The organism is Streptomyces sp. NPDC058291, assembly GCF_042880855.1.
GTDB lineage: Bacteria > Actinomycetota > Actinomycetes > Streptomycetales > Streptomycetaceae > Streptomyces.
In genome coordinates this window covers 100,440-114,470 of sequence record NZ_JBHVYK010000015.1, presented here as the reverse complement: position 1 = coordinate 114,470, position 14,031 = coordinate 100,440, and the positions used below count along the sequence as shown (strand labels likewise).

Below are 14,031 nucleotides of genomic sequence, written 5' to 3'. Positions count from 1 at the left end.
GTCCCACAAGACATGATCATCAACGAACAAGATCCACTTTCGCAACAGACCCTAGGCGGCTAGGGTCTGTTGCGAAAGTGGATCTTGAATTGCGATGATCATGGTGTGGCGCGAGGGGATCTGACAGACCGGCAGTGGGCTCGGCTGGAGCCGTTGCTGCCGGTGGGGAAGAAGGCGGGCAGGCCGCGGACGTGGACACGTCGGCAGCTGATCGACGGGATACGGTGGTGCACCCGTCCGGGTACCCCGTGGCGGGACGTCCCCGAGCGGTACGGCCCGTGGGACCGGATCTACGCCGCTGGCAGCGCGACGGGACCTGGAAGCGGATCCTGGAGCAACTGCAGGCCCAGGCCGACGCGCAGGGTCTGATCACCTGGGACGTGAGCGTGGACTCGACTGTCTGCCGTGCCCAACAGCACGCCGCCGGTGCGCGTAAAAAGGGGATCTGCAGCGCGAGCCGCCCGGCGGGATCGACACCGAGCCGGACGACCATGGCCTCGGACGCTCCCGAGGCGGCCTGAGCACGAAGATCCACCTCGCGACCGAGCGGGGGCAGAAGCCGCTGTCGCTGCTGATCACCGCTGGGCACTGGCATGACAGCCCGCAGTTCCAGCCCGTCCTCGAGCGTATCCGCGTCCCGCGTATCGGGCTGGGGCGGCCACGGACGAGACCTGACAGGGTCCGTGCGGACAAGGCCTACGGCTCGCGCGCGAACCGCTTCTACCTGCGCAGACGCGGGATCGGATGCACCATTCCGGAGAAGGCCGACCAGGTCCGCAACCGCAGGAAGCTCGGCTCCCGAGGCGGCCGGCCGCCGGCCTTCGACAAGGAGGACTACAAGGAGCGCCACGCGGTGGAATGCGGGATCAACCGGCTGAAACGGCACCGCGCGGTGGCCACGAGATACGACAAGTTGGCCGTACGTTACGAGGCGACAGTGCTGGTCGCAGCCATCAACGAGTGGCTTTGACCAGCACTTTCGCCACAGACCCTAGGCGGCGGGTTCGGACAGCGCAGCGGCGAGGATCGGCGCGACCTGCTCCACCTGCCACGGCCGCGCCCCGAATCCGGCCAGCGCGTCGGCCACCGCTTCCCGGTCGGCGGCCGGCGGCTCCCAGCACAGGCGCCGCACCGCGTCCGGAGCGATCAAATTCTCCTGAGGCATGTTCAGTTCCTCGGCCAGCGCGGACACGGCGGTCCGCGCCGCGGACAGCCGGGCCGCCGCCGCGGGGTCCTTGTCGGCCCAGGCGCGTGGCGGCGGGGGCCCCGCCACCTGTTGGCCCGGCTGCGGCAGCTGCGACTCGCTCAGCGCCCTGGCCCGGTCGACGGCCCCCTGCCACTGCTCCAGCTGCCGCCGTCCCATGCGGTGTCCGAACCCGGTCAGCGCGGCGAGCGCGTGCACGTTCACCGGAAGGGCGAGCGCGGCCTCCACGATGGCCGCGTCGGACAGGACCTTGCCCGGCGAGACGTCCCGGCGCTGGGCGATCTGGTCCCGTGTCTGCCACAGTTCCCGCACCACGCCCAGCTGCCGCCGCCGGCGCACCTTGTGCATGCCGGAGGTGCGACGCCACGGGTCCTTGCGGGGCTCGGGCGGCGGGGCGGAGGCGATCGCGTCGAACTCCTGGCGGGCCCACTCCAGCTTGCCCTGCCGGTCGAGCTCCTTCTCCAGCGCGTCGCGCAGCTCGACGAGGAGTTCGACGTCCAGGGCCGCGTAGCGCAGCCAGGGCTCGGGCAGCGGCCGGGTCGACCAGTCCACCGCGGAGTGGCCCTTCTCCAGCACGAAGCCCAGCACGCCCTCGACCATCGCGCCGAGGCCGACCCGCGGGAAACCGGCGAGCCGTCCGGCCAGCTCGGTGTCGAACAACCGCGTCGGCATCATGCCTATCTCGCGCAGACACGGCAGGTCCTGGGTGGCCGCGTGCAGCACCCACTCCACGTCGGACAGGGCGTCGCCGAGCGCGGACAGGTCGGGACAGGCCGCGGGGTCGATCAGCGCGCTCCCCGCGCCCTCGCGGCGCAGCTGGACGAGGTAGGCGCGCTGGCCGTAGCGGTAGCCGGAGGCGCGCTCGGCGTCGACGGCGACGGGGCCGGAGCCGGCGGCGAAGGCGGCGATCACCTCGGCGAGGGAGGCCTCGTCGGCGATCACGGGCGGAATGCCCTCGCGCGGTTCGAGCAGAGGTGTCGGCGCCCCGGAAGCAGTAGATCCGCCGTCGTCCGGAGGGGCGCCTCCGGTGGTTCGCAGTGAACTGGCTGCTGCGGTTTCTTGGGCGTCGGTCACCTGTCAAGGGTATCCGTGTATGGACGGCACCCGCCGACGGAACGTTCCGTCGGCGGGTGCCGGAGGGTCGTAAACCAGTCAGGTCGGTGAATGATCGGCGCGGACGGCCGACGGACGACAGCCGATCAGCGACGGTCCGGGGCCGAGGAGCGAGCGCCGACAGGGACGGCGGACGACCAACAGGGACGGACGTCAGCCGAGCGCGGGCGGGCGGCAGGCGAGGGGGACGGGCGACGGGAGAGGGGCGGGCGACGGGGGAGGGGCGGGCGACGGGCGGCCGCGGTCAGTGGATGATGCCGGTCCGCAGGGCCACCGCGACCATCCCGGCCCGGTCGCCCGTGCCGAGCTTGCGGGCGATGCGGGCGAGGTGGCTCTTGACGGTCAGTGCGGACAGGCCCATCGAGACGCCGATGGCCTTGTTCGACTGGCCCTCCGCGACCAACCGGAGCACCTCGACCTCACGGCCGGAGAGCTCGCGGTAGCCGCCCGGGTGGCTCGGGGCGCCCGGGGGGCGGCGGTGCATACGGGCGGCGGAGCCGAGGGGGGCCGCACCGGGCCGGCCGGGGAGGCCGAGGTTGGTGCGGGTGCCGGTGACGACGTAACCCTTGACGCCGCCCGCGAGGGCGTTGCGCACGGCGCCGATGTCGTCGGCGGCGGACAGGGCGAGCCCGTTGGGCCAGCCCGCGGCACGGGTCTCCGACAAGAGGGTGAGGCCGGAGCCGTCGGGCAGGTGGACGTCGGCGACGCAGATGTCGCGGGGGTTGCCGATGCGGGGACGAGCCTCCGCGATGGACGAGGCCTCGATGACGTCGCGCACACCGAGCGCCCACAGATGGCGGGTGACGGTGGAGCGGACGCGCGGGTCGGCCACGACCACCATGGCGGTGGGCTTGTTCGGGCGGTAGGCGACCAGGCTTGCGGGCTGCTCGAGGAGAACGGACACCAGGCCTCCTGGATGGGGGACGGGGGCCGGCTCGTGGGGCTTGCGGGGAGGAAGCCGGGACGAACCGTGCTTTCAAGGTCACAGTCGTCTTCGGCAGCGAACCCGTGGTCCTTTAGAGAATGATCACGATCTAGTGAGTAACAATACGTGCAATTCGGACACGCGATCGATCATCCGAAGATCGAGTCGGTTTAAGTGGGTGTCTTACGGGACCGAAAATGGTCGTATCGACAAAGAGATGGTCAACGTGAGTGTGGCCCCCTGCGCTGCGGCAACGTCACCACCGACGCGTCCCCCGGTCCGGCCGGCGGTAGCCCCGCCACCTGCGCCAGCAGATCGCACCAGGCCGTCAGGTGCGCCCCGGCGTCCGGCGCCCCGCCCAGCCCCTCGCACGGCGTCCAGGAGGCGCGGATCTCGATCTGCGAGGTCGCCGGGCGCTCCCCGAGCCCGCCGAAGTAGTGCGAACTCGCGCGCGTGACGGTCCCGCTCGGCTCCCCGTACGTCAGCCCGCGCGCCTGGAGCGCGCCGGTCAGCCACGACCAGCACACCTCCGGCAGCAGCGGATCGGCTGCCATCTCCGGCTCCAGTTCGGCCCGCACGAGGGTCACCAGCCGGAAGGTTCCGCGCCAGGCGTCGTGCCCGTCCGGGTCGTGGAGCAGCACCAGCCGGCCGTCGGCCAGGTCCTGATCGCCGTCCACGACCGTCGCCTCCAGCGCGTGGGCGAACGGGGCGAGCCGCTTCGGGGCCGGCGTCACCTCGACCTCGATCTGCGGCCGCAGCCGGGCCGCCCTCAGCGCGTCGACGGCGGCCCGGAAGGGCGGCGGAGCCGATGTGCTCTTGTCCCGGTCCCCCTCGTTCCCGTCATCCATCCCGCCAGCGCCGTCCGACAGTCGTCCCTGAGCCGCAGCCATGCGGGGAAGGTTAAGGGGAACGGGCCCTTCGTGCAGGGCAAGACACCCGTGCACGGCTCACGGACGGGTGCGCGTTGGGCGAACAGGCGCACGGAACGAGCCGCCCGCGGCGCCACGGAAGAGGGACGCGCGGGCCGCGGAAGGCCCGCTGACGGCCAGGGGGGAGCGGGCGAGGGGGAGGACCGGGGAGCGGGGGAGTCCGGGAGGGGGCCCGAAAGAGGCACAGAACAGCCTGGGAGAGGCGGGCCGAAGGCACGGAAGCCGCACGGATGAAGCGCGGAAGAGGTGCGGGAGGTGCACGGAAGGGGCACGAGAGACGCACGGAGGAAGCGCGGAAGAGGTGCGGGAGGGGCACGGAAGAGGCACGGAAGAGGTGCGAGAGGGGCACGGAAGAGGTGCTGGAGCGGCACGGAAGAGGCACGGGAGACGCGTGCATGGGGTGCCGGAGAGACATGGCCGGGACGCGGGCGGGCGCGCCACGGGCATCGCGCGGGGTGTGACGTCGACGGCGCGGGGGTCGGCCGGACCGCCTGCGGCGCCGTGCGAGACTTGCCGTCGTGAGCGCGAACGAGAGCCCCGCGGGCCGGCAGCCGACAGCGACGTACGACAGTGCCTTCCTGAAGGCGTGCAGGCGTGAGCCCGTGCCGCACACGCCCGTGTGGTTCATGCGGCAGGCGGGGCGCTCGCTGCCGGAGTACCGCAAGGTCCGCGAGGGCGTCGGAATGCTCGAGTCCTGCATGCGGCCCGAGCTGGTCACCGAGATCACCCTGCAGCCGGTGCGCCGGCACGACGTGGACGCGGCGATCTACTTCAGCGACATCGTCGTCCCGCTCAAGGCCATCGGCATCGACCTCGACATCAAGCCGGGCGTCGGTCCCGTCGTCGAACGCCCGATCCGCACCCGCGCCGACCTCGCCCAGCTGCGCGACCTCACGCCCGAGGACGTCTCCTACGTCACCGAGGCCATCGGCCTGCTGACGGCCGAGCTCGGCGCCACCCCCCTCATCGGCTTCGCGGGCGCTCCGTTCACCCTGGCGAGCTACCTGGTCGAGGGCGGTCCGTCGCGCACGTACGAGAACGCCAAGGCGATGATGTACGGCGACCCCGAGCTGTGGGCCGACCTGCTCGACCGCCTCGCGGAGATCACGGCCGCCTTCCTGGAGGTGCAGATCGAGGCGGGCGCGAGCGCCGTACAGCTCTTCGACTCCTGGGCAGGCGCCCTCGCGCCCGCCGACTACCGCCGCTCGGTGCTGCCCGCCTCCGCGAAGGTCTTCCGCGCGGTCGAGGGCTACGGCGTCCCGCGCATCCACTTCGGCGTGGGCACCGGCGAGCTGCTGAAGCTGATGGGCGAGGCCGGCGCGGACGTCGTCGGCGTCGACTGGCGGGTCCCGCTCGACGAGGCCGTGCGCCGGATCGGCCCCGGTAAGGCGCTCCAGGGCAACCTCGACCCCACCGTCCTGTTCGCCGGCGCGGAGGCCGTCGAGACCAAGGCCCGAGAGGTCCTCGACGCGGCCGCCGGACTGGAGGGCCACGTCTTCAACCTCGGCCACGGCGTCATGCCGTCCACCGACCCGGACGCGCTGACCCGCCTGGTGGAGTACGTCCACACGCAGACGGCCCGCTGAGTCGCCGGACTCATCCTCACTGCACCGGGCCCGTCCGGTCCCGCGGTGCGCCCGGCCGTCGGGCGCACCGGGTCACGCGACCACCGACCCGGCAGGAGGACGAGGCCGGCAGGCGTCCCGGGGTCACCAGGTGTGCCGGGGGCGCGCCCGCCTGCCGAACAGCAGGCCGCGCGGCTCCGGCGGCGGGGGCGTGCCCGGCTTGAGCGGCCAGGCGAGCAGCATGCCGGCGAGGAAGCCGACCACGTGCGCCGCGTACGCCACCGTGCCCGCGCCGGAGACGCCCTCGCCGGAGGAGTACACCGCCTGCAGCGCGAACCAGAAGCCCAGCACCAGCCAGGCCGGCAGCCGCAGCGGCAGGAACACCAGGAACGGGACGAGCACCCACACCCTGGCCTTCGGATAGAGCACCAGGTAGGCCCCCAGCACCCCCGCGATCGCCCCCGAAGCGCCGATCAACGGGTCGGTGGAGTCGGTGTTGAACAGCGCGAAACCGTACGAAGCCGCATACCCGCAGACCACGTAGAAGAGCGCGAAGCGCACATGCCCCATGCGGTCCTCGGTGTTGTTTCCGAAAATGAGCAGAAACAACATGTTGCCCAGCAGATGCAGCCAACCGCCGTGCAGGAACATCGCGGTGAACACGCTCAGCGCCGGCGACTTGGCGTAGCCGGGCGGGCCCAGCTGACAGCCGGCGCCGCGCACCTCGCCGGTGGGCACCAGCTGCGGGAGCTGATGGTGGATCAACTCCCTCGGCACGGCCGCGTAATGCTCCAGGAAGGCGTGCAGATGGCACGACTTGGCCAGACTGCTGTCGCCCGCCACGGACCCGGACAGACCGGGCATGAACAGGAACACGAGGACGTTCGCGGCGATCAGCGCGTACGTCACCACCGGGGTTCGGCGCACAGGGTTCACGTCATGTACGGGGATGACCACAAGGAAGTAGTGCCCCCGATCCGTTCGGCGAATCGGTGAACGGGTGCGGCCACGGCCGCGTATGAACCGGCAACCGCTCGCGGCACGAGGAAGGCGGGTCGCGGGGACGACGTGAGGAACAGGCGATGAACGACCGAGTTACTCCCCCCATGCACGCCACCCCGGACGGCGAGGCGGAGATCTCCCTGGTGATCCGGCTGCCCTGGGAGGACGTGGCACGACTCGGCCAGGAGGCCGGGCGGCTCGCTTCACAGATGCAGCGCCCGGTGACCCTGGACGAAGCCGTCAGCAACCGGTTGCGAACGCGGCCGGCCGTCGCCGCGCACGCGAAGCCCGCGGAGCAGCCCGCCGCCGCGCCGGTCTCCGCGCTGCCGCGCCTGAGCGGGACCGCCTGACGGCCCCCGCGAGGCGCACGGAACCGTTCGACCGCCCCACGAGGCGCCACGGGCGCGGACGTGGGGCGGCCGCGAGGGTGCGGCGGCCGCCCGCACGACGTCCCGCGCTCGCCCCTAAAGCGTGCCGCCGTGCACCTTCGCGGTGGCCTTCCTGGCCGCCACCAGCACCGGGTCCCACACGGGGCTGAACGGCGGCGCGTACCCGAGGTCCAGGGCCGTCATCTCCCCGACCGTCATGCGGGCCGTCAGCGCGACGGCCGCGACGTCGACGCGTTTGGCCGCGCCCTCCCGGCCGACGATCTGCACCCCCAGCAGACGGCCCGTCCGGCGCTCGGCGATCATCTTCACCGTCATGGGAGAGGCGCCCGGGTAGTAGCCGGCGCGGCTGGTGGACTCGATGGTGACCGACTCGAACTGCAGGCCGGCCCGGTGCGCGTCCTTCTCCCGCAGGCCCGTGCGGGCGATCTCCAGGTCGCAGACCTTGCTGACGGCCGTGCCCACCACGCCGGGGAACGTGGCGTACCCGCCCCCGACGTTGGCGCCGATGACCTGGCCGTGCTTGTTGGCGTGGGTGCCCAGCGCGATGTGCCGTTCCTGGCCGGAGACCAGGTCGAGGACCTCGACGCAGTCGCCGCCGGCCCAGATCCGCCCGTCGGCGAGCGGGCCGCGCACCCGCATCGCCAGGTCGGTGAGCAGCCCGCCGTGCACGCCCACCGGCAGCCCGGCGGCCTGCGCGAGCCCGGTCTCCGGGCGGACGCCGATGCCCAGCACCACCACGTCCGCCGGATACTCGGCGTCCGCGGTCCGTACCGACCGGACGCGGCCGTCCCCGCCGGTGCGGACCTCGGTGACCTCGGCCTCGTTGACCATGGTGATGCCCATGCCCTCCATGGCCCGGTGCACCAGGCGGCCCATGTCCGGGTCGAGCGTCGACATCGGCTCGCTGCCCCGGTTGACGACCGTCACCTCGTAACCGCGGTTGATGAGCGCCTCGGCCATTTCCACGCCGATGTAACCGGCGCCCACGACCACGGCCCGCTCGCCCCGCGCGCGGGCCAGCGTGTCCAGCAGCGCCTGCCCGTCGTCCAGCGTCTGCACCCCGTGCACGCCCGCCGCGTCCGCGCCCGGCATGTCCGGCCGGATCGGGCGCGCCCCGGTCGCGATGACGAGCTTGTCGTACGACGTCCAGGACTCGGCTCCGGACTCCACCTCACGCGCGCGTACCCGCCGCCCCGGCACGTCGATCTCCACGACCTCGGTGCGCAGCCGCAGGTCGATCCCGCGCGCGCGGTGCTCCTGCGGCGTGCGGGCGACCAGATCGTCCCGCGAGCCGACCTCACCGCCCACCCAGTACGGGATGCCGCACGCCGAGTAGGAGGTGAAGTGGCCGCGCTCGAAGGCCACGATCTCCAGCTCCTCGGGCCCTTTCAGCCGGCGGGCCTGGGACGCCGCGGACATGCCCGCGGCGTCCCCGCCGATCACGACCAGTCGTTCGATGCTCATGCGAACACGCTACGGGGGACCCCCAGTTCAGTCCTGCCCGGGCTGCCCTCCCGCGTGGGGCGCGCCGGACTCGCCGGGCGCGCCGGGTGCGCTGGGTGCGACGTGTGGGATCGGAGCCCCGGTCGCGGTGCGCGCGGCGGGGGTGCCGGTGGCGACGGGCGTTGCGGGCCAGGCGGGCGCGCCGGACGCTGCGGCCCGTGCCGCCCGCCGCCGCGGGCGCACCAGCCGCAGCCAGGCCAGCACGAGCACGGTGGCCGCCGCGAGGAACGGCAGCAACGCGCCGAACACGACGGCGATCCAGCGCAGCGTCGTCACGAACGCGTCCCAGCCGCCCGCGAGCGCGTCCACGAACCCCGGATCGTCGTCGGCGGCGACGTCCGGCGCGACCGGCTTCCCGGTCAACGTCAGCGTGACCGTCGCCAGGCTCGTGCGGTCCTTCAGGGACGCCTGCTGCGCGAGCAGCGCCTCCAGATCGGACTCCCGCCTGCTCAGCTCGCCCTCCAGGGTGACCACGTCCGAGAGCTTGGCGGCCCGGTCCATCAGCTCGCGGACCCGCGCGACGCTGGCGCGCTGCGAAGCGATACGGCTCTCGACGTCGACGACCTGATCGGTGACGTCCTGGGCCTTCGCCGTGCGCTCCAGCAGCTTGCCCGCGCCCTGCAGATCGGCCAGGACGTCGTCGTACTTCTGGACGGGGACGCGCAGCACCACGCGCGTGTGCTCGGCGCCGTCCTCGTCCCGGACGGTCGTCTCGTCGCCGACGTAGCCGCCCGCGTTCTCGGTGGTCGCCCGGGCCTCGGCGAGGGCCTTGGGAACGTCCTTGACCTGGACGGTGAGCGCGGCGGTGCGGATGATGCGCTCGGTCACCGGCCCGGGCTTCGGCGCCGCGGTGGCCTTGGAGCCGCTCGCGCCCGCGCCCTCCTTCGCGTCCTGCGCGGCCCCCGCGCCTTCGGGGGCGGCCTCTCCGGCGGCGGGCCTGCCCGCCGAGCTGTCCGCGCTCTTGCCGTCCGCGCCGCTGCAGCCGGTGAGCGCGAGGGCCGCGGCCAGCAGGACCACGGCCAGCGCGTGGGTGGGCCGCGCGGCAGGCCGCGGTGAGGGCGCGGAACGCCCTGCGGGACGTCGAGCCGGGCGGGCGGAGCTTCGTGTGCGCATCTGGGTGTCCATCTGGGTGTCCCCCGAGAGTCGTGACCACTGACGTTCCTTCGACGCCCGGGAGTGCCCCGGCGTTGGGCGCGAACGGTTCCGAACAGGTCACGGTCGGGACGCGGACCGGACACCGGGCCAGGCAGGAGTGTCAGCGGGGTCTGAGAGAGTGGGGGACATGAGCGCAACGGGTACGGGCACCGGGCAGCACGTCGTCGTCGTCGGAGCCGGGATCGCCGGGCTGGCCGCCGCCCACCGGCTGCTGGGGCGCGGGGCGCGGGTGACCGTGCTGGAGGCGTCCGACCGGGTCGGCGGCAAGCTGCTGCCCGGCGAGATCGCCGGCGTGCGCGTGGACCTCGGCGCCGAGTCCCTGCTGGCCCGCCGGCCCGAGGCGGTCGACCTCGCGCGCGAGACGGGCCTCGCCGACCGCCTCGAGCCGCCGGCCACCGCCACGGCCTCCCTCTGGACCCGCGGCGCCCTGCGCCCCATGCCCAAGGGCCACGTCATGGGCGTCCCCGGCACCGCGGCGGCCCTCCGCGGCGTCCTGTCCGACGAGGGCCTCGCCCGGGTCGGGCGCGACGCCGGACTGCCCCGCACCGAGGTCGGGGACGACGTGGCGGTCGGGGAGTACGTGGCGGCGCGCGTGGGCCGCGAGGTCGTCGACCGCCTCGTCGAACCCCTGCTGGGCGGCGTCTACGCCGGCGACGCCTACCGCATCTCGATGCGCTCGGCCGTCCCGCAGCTCTTCCAGGCCGCGCGCACGCACACCTCGCTGACCGAGGCCGTGCGCGAGATCCAGCGCAAGGCGGCGGCCGACCGGCAGACCGGGCCCGTGTTCATGGGCATCCGCGGCGGCGTCGGGTCCCTGCCGCTCGCGGTCGCCGCGTCCGTCCGGGCGCGCGGCGGCGAGATCCACACGCGCGCGCCGGTCACCGCACTGCGCCGTGACCCGGCGCGCGGCTGGCACGTCACGGCCGGGGAGCGCGAGCTGCGGGCCGACGCCGTGGTGGTCGCCGTCCCGGCGCCGGCCGCCGCCGCCCTGCTCGCAGAGGCGTCCCCCGAGGCCGCCGCCGAACTGCGCACGGTGGAGTACGCCTCCATGGCCCTGGTCACCCTCGCCTACCGGCGCGCCGACACCGCCCTGCCCGACGGCAGCGGCTTCCTCGTCCCGCCCGTCGACGGACACACCATCAAGGCGTCCACCTTCGCCTCCCAGAAGTGGGGCTGGATCGCCGACCAGGATCCCGCCACGATCGTGCTGCGCACCTCCGTGGGCCGACACGGCGAGACGCAGATCCTCCACAAGGACGACGCCGACCTCGTCGCCGTCTCCCGGCACGACCTGCGCGAGGCCACCGGCCTGACCGCCTCCCCCCTCGAAACCCGCGTCACCCGCTGGACGGACGGTCTGCCCCAGTACCCCGTCGGCCACCACGCGCGCGTGGCCCGCATCCGCGAGCACCTGGCCGCGCTCCCCGGCATCGCGGTGTGCGGCGCACCCTACGACGGCGTGGGCGTCCCCGCCTGCGTCGCGAGCGCCCACGCCGCGGTGGCCCGGCTCGACGGCGACCTCACCGCCGCGGCCCGCCTCACGGCCGACCCGGTGCAGAGTCTGCACGGCGGAGCGGGAGAATGAGAACCATGAGTGACGACGCCTCCACCACCGAGCCCGGCAGGATCCCCAACAAGGGCAAGCTGGCCAAGGACCTCAACGAGGTCATCCGCTACACCCTGTGGTCCGTCTTCAAGCTGAAGGACGTGCTCCCCGAGGACCGCGCGGGCTACGCCGACGAGGTCCAGGAGCTGTTCGACCAGCTCGCCGCCAAGGACGTGACGATCCGCGGCACCTACGACCTGTCCGGTCTGCGCGCCGACGCCGACCTGATGATCTGGTGGCACGCGGAGACCAGCGACCAGCTGCAGGAGGCGTACAACCTCTTCCGCCGCACCCGGCTGGGCCGCGCGCTGGAACCGGTGTGGTCGAACATGGCGCTGCACCGCCCCGCCGAGTTCAACCGCTCGCACATCCCGGCGTTCCTCGCCGACGAGACGCCCCGCGACTACGTCAGCGTCTACCCCTTCGTGCGCTCGTACGACTGGTACCTGCTGCCCGACGAGGACCGCCGCCGGATGCTCGCCGACCACGGCAAGATGGCCCGCGGCTACCCCGACGTCCGCGCCAACACCGTCGCCTCGTTCTCGCTCGGCGACTACGAGTGGATCCTGGCCTTCGAGGCCGACGAGCTGTACCGCATCGTCGACCTCATGCGCCACCTGCGCGCCTCCGAGGCCCGCATGCACGTCCGCGAGGAAGTGCCGTTCTACACCGGCCGGCGCAAGTCGGTCGCCGACCTGGTCGCCGAGCTGGCCTGACGCCCGGACGAGGAGCGCGGGGAACGGCGCGACCGGCCGATCACGGCCCGCGGCGTCCCCGCCCCCGGCGGCCTCAGCGCGCAGCGCTCGGCTTCGGCTTCGGCTCCGGGCGCCCCGCGCAGGCGGCGCGCCGAGCGGGGAGCCGCCCCTCCAGCAGATACGCGTCGAGATGCCCGTTGACGCACCGGTTGGGCCCGCCCGCGATGCCGTGGGTGCCCGCGTCCCGCTCCGTCACCAGCACCGAGCCCGACAGCCGCCGGTGCATCTCCAGGGCCCCGGCGTACGGCGCGGCCGCGTCCCGCTCGGCGGCCAGGATCAGCGTCGGCGGCAGCTCGCCCGGCCCGGTCCGCACGTCGAGCGGCCGCTGCCGCGGCACCGGCCAGTAGGCGCACGGCAGGTTCGCCCACACGTTGTCCCACGTCTCGAACGGCGCGACACGCGCGAGCCGTGTGTTGTCGCGGTCCCACACGTTCCAGTCCGTCGGCCAGGGCGCGTCGTTGCACTCCACGGCCGTGTACACGGCGTTGGCGTTCTCCGCCTCGGTGGCCCCCTCCCGCACCGGACCGGCCTGCGCGATCAGCTGCTTCGGATCGCCCTTCAGATATTCCGACAGCGCCTGGGCACGGGCGGGCCAGTAGTCGTCGTAGTACGCGGCCTGCAAAAACGCGCCCTGCAGCTGCCCGGGCCCCACCTTCCCGCCGGCCGGCTGCGCGGCCAGCCGGGCCCGGGCCCGCTCGTAACTGGTCAGCACCTCGTCCGCCGTGTCGCCCAGGCCGTACACGTCGTCGTGCCCGGCGATCCACTCCCGCAGGTCCGTCCAGCGGCTCTCGAACGCCGCCGACTGGCCGAGGTTGTTGCGGTACCAGATCTGCGCAGGATCCGGGTCCACGGCCGCGTCGAACACCATCCGCCGCACGTGCGAGGGGAACAGCGTCGCGTACAGCGCCCCGAAGTAGGTGCCGTACGACGCGCCCATGAACGTCAGCCGGTCCTCGCCCAGCGCGGCCCGCAGCACGTCCAGGTCACGGGCGTTGTTGAGCGAGTTGTAGTGCCGCAGGGCGCTGCCCGCCCGCTGCGCACAGCCCCGCGCGTACGCCTTCGCCTGTGCGATGCGCTCCTGCTTGTACGACTGCGAGGGGTGGACCGGTGCGGGGGAGGGGCCCTTGAGGAATCGCTTGGGGTCCTGACAGGACAGGGGCGCCGACCGGCCGACGCCGCGCGGGTCGTAGCCGACGAGGTCGTACGCGGCGGCGATGCGCTTCCACTCCGGCAGCAGCCCGATCAACGGAAAGTACCGGCCGGAGCCGCCGGGACCGCCCGGGTTGAACACCAGCGCGCCCTGCCGGGGCACCCGCCGCTTGCTGTTGTGCGGATCCCGGTGGGTGGCCCCCACCCGGCTGACGGCCAGCTTGATCTGCCGGCCCTCGGGGTGCGCGTAGTCGAGCGGGACGGCGACCGTTCCGCACTGCATGGCGCCGGGCAGGTCCTGCGCGTCGGAGCAGCTCCCGAAGTCGACGCCCTTCACCGCGGCCCGTGCGGCGGCCAGCGCCACCCCGGGACTCAGCGCCGCCTCGGGTGCGAGCGCCCTGCCGGAAACGGCGAAGCGGCCCTGGGCGCCTGGCACCCCGGGGGCGTCGGCGTTGGGGACGCCACCCGCCGGGACGGCGGAGAGGGCGGTCAGGAGCAGGGCTCCTGCGGCCGAATGGAGGGCGGCGGCTCGCATCGGGTGTCCCTTCGGTGCACGGCGGCGACACAAGGGATGGTTGGTTCGGCCTGACGGGAAGGCAAGCACCACCGGCGGGTGTCGGCGCCAATGCCCCCTGTGCGCCCCCCGGCGATGGAGCACGCCCCCGGCCCGGCTCCGATCTCGCCCCGGCTGGTCCCGGTTCCGGGGCCGGCTCTGGTCTCGGCTCCCTGTTCGGCC

Annotated in this window: 11 protein-coding genes and 1 pseudogene; 5 read left to right on the top strand and 7 right to left on the bottom strand. The window is 73.4% G+C overall.

Annotated features, from left to right (window positions below; all coding sequences use genetic code 11):
• The first annotated feature begins 105 nt into the window (after positions 1 to 105).
• Positions 106 to 970, top strand: a pseudogene (locus ACFVYK_RS10780) (IS5 family transposase).
• A 21-nt stretch (positions 971 to 991) separates the two neighbouring features.
• Here the strand turns inward: ACFVYK_RS10780 and ACFVYK_RS10775 are convergent.
• The 3 genes from ACFVYK_RS10775 to ACFVYK_RS10765 form a co-directional block, all read right to left on the bottom strand.
• A complete protein-coding gene (locus tag ACFVYK_RS10775) occupies positions 992 to 2,278 on the bottom strand; it encodes a ribonuclease D (RefSeq protein ID WP_389771313.1) in 1,287 nt (428 codons plus the stop codon).
• 283 nt (positions 2,279 to 2,561) lie between these two features.
• Entirely contained in the window at positions 2,562 to 3,221 is a 660-nt protein-coding gene (locus ACFVYK_RS10770) for a LuxR C-terminal-related transcriptional regulator (RefSeq protein ID WP_389771310.1), read from the bottom strand.
• A gap of 242 nt (positions 3,222 to 3,463) precedes the next feature.
• On the bottom strand, positions 3,464 to 4,090 hold the full coding sequence (locus ACFVYK_RS10765; protein ID WP_389771307.1) for a DUF3000 domain-containing protein: 627 nt from the start codon (positions 4,088 to 4,090) through the stop codon (positions 3,464 to 3,466).
• Positions 4,091 to 4,689: 599 nt separating this feature from the next.
• Between ACFVYK_RS10765 and hemE the strand changes: the two genes are divergently transcribed.
• The gene (gene hemE / locus ACFVYK_RS10760) at positions 4,690 to 5,757 is read left to right on the top strand and encodes a uroporphyrinogen decarboxylase (RefSeq protein ID WP_389771305.1); all 1,068 of its coding nucleotides are present in this window, start codon (positions 4,690 to 4,692) and stop codon (positions 5,755 to 5,757) included.
• Positions 5,758 to 5,880: 123 nt separating this feature from the next.
• On the opposite strand, the gene ACFVYK_RS10755 is transcribed toward hemE, so the two are convergent.
• Positions 5,881 to 6,693: a rhomboid family intramembrane serine protease gene (locus ACFVYK_RS10755; RefSeq protein ID WP_389771303.1), complete on the bottom strand. Its 813-nt coding sequence runs from the start codon at positions 6,691 to 6,693 to the stop codon at positions 5,881 to 5,883.
• 125 nt (positions 6,694 to 6,818) lie between these two features.
• Between ACFVYK_RS10755 and ACFVYK_RS10750 the strand changes: the two genes are divergently transcribed.
• A complete protein-coding gene (locus tag ACFVYK_RS10750; RefSeq protein ID WP_389771301.1) occupies positions 6,819 to 7,088 on the top strand; it encodes a hypothetical protein in 270 nt (89 codons plus the stop codon).
• 114 nt (positions 7,089 to 7,202) lie between these two features.
• Here the strand turns inward: ACFVYK_RS10750 and ACFVYK_RS10745 are convergent, their stop codons facing one another.
• Together ACFVYK_RS10745 and ACFVYK_RS10740 are read right to left on the bottom strand one after the other, a co-directional pair.
• Positions 7,203 to 8,591, bottom strand: a complete 1,389-nt coding sequence (locus tag ACFVYK_RS10745; RefSeq protein WP_389771299.1) for an FAD-dependent oxidoreductase — start codon at positions 8,589 to 8,591, stop codon at positions 7,203 to 7,205.
• A gap of 27 nt (positions 8,592 to 8,618) precedes the next feature.
• On the bottom strand, positions 8,619 to 9,743 hold the full coding sequence (locus tag ACFVYK_RS10740; RefSeq protein ID WP_389771297.1) for a DUF4349 domain-containing protein: 1,125 nt from the start codon (positions 9,741 to 9,743) through the stop codon (positions 8,619 to 8,621).
• Between the two features lie 169 nt (positions 9,744 to 9,912).
• Here ACFVYK_RS10740 and hemG point away from each other — a divergent pair, with 169 nt between their 5' ends.
• The gene (gene hemG, locus ACFVYK_RS10735; RefSeq protein ID WP_389771295.1) at positions 9,913 to 11,370 is read left to right on the top strand and encodes a protoporphyrinogen oxidase; all 1,458 of its coding nucleotides are present in this window, start codon (positions 9,913 to 9,915) and stop codon (positions 11,368 to 11,370) included.
• A gap of 5 nt (positions 11,371 to 11,375) precedes the next feature.
• Positions 11,376 to 12,107: a hydrogen peroxide-dependent heme synthase gene (gene hemQ, locus ACFVYK_RS10730; protein ID WP_069767571.1), complete on the top strand. Its 732-nt coding sequence runs from the start codon at positions 11,376 to 11,378 to the stop codon at positions 12,105 to 12,107.
• A 73-nt stretch (positions 12,108 to 12,180) separates the two neighbouring features.
• Here the strand turns inward: hemQ and ACFVYK_RS10725 are convergent, their stop codons facing one another.
• The gene (locus ACFVYK_RS10725; protein ID WP_389771293.1) at positions 12,181 to 13,830 is read right to left on the bottom strand and encodes an alpha/beta hydrolase; all 1,650 of its coding nucleotides are present in this window, start codon (positions 13,828 to 13,830) and stop codon (positions 12,181 to 12,183) included.
• Positions 13,831 to 14,031: the final 201 nt, after the last annotated feature.

Coding starts and splice junctions, on each gene's coding strand:
- ACFVYK_RS10765 (WP_389771307.1), bottom strand. CDS start 4,090: ATGGATGACGGGAACGAGGGGGACCGGGACAAGAGCACATCGGCTCCG.
- ACFVYK_RS10750 (WP_389771301.1), top strand. CDS start 6,819: ATGAACGACCGAGTTACTCCCCCCATGCACGCCACCCCGGACGGCGAG.
- ACFVYK_RS10745 (WP_389771299.1), bottom strand. CDS start 8,591: ATGAGCATCGAACGACTGGTCGTGATCGGCGGGGACGCCGCGGGCATG.
- ACFVYK_RS10740 (WP_389771297.1), bottom strand. CDS start 9,743: ATGCGCACACGAAGCTCCGCCCGCCCGGCTCGACGTCCCGCAGGGCGT.
- hemG (WP_389771295.1), top strand. CDS start 9,913: ATGAGCGCAACGGGTACGGGCACCGGGCAGCACGTCGTCGTCGTCGGA.
- hemQ (WP_069767571.1), top strand. CDS start 11,376: ATGAGTGACGACGCCTCCACCACCGAGCCCGGCAGGATCCCCAACAAG.
- ACFVYK_RS10725 (WP_389771293.1), bottom strand. CDS start 13,830: ATGCGAGCCGCCGCCCTCCATTCGGCCGCAGGAGCCCTGCTCCTGACC.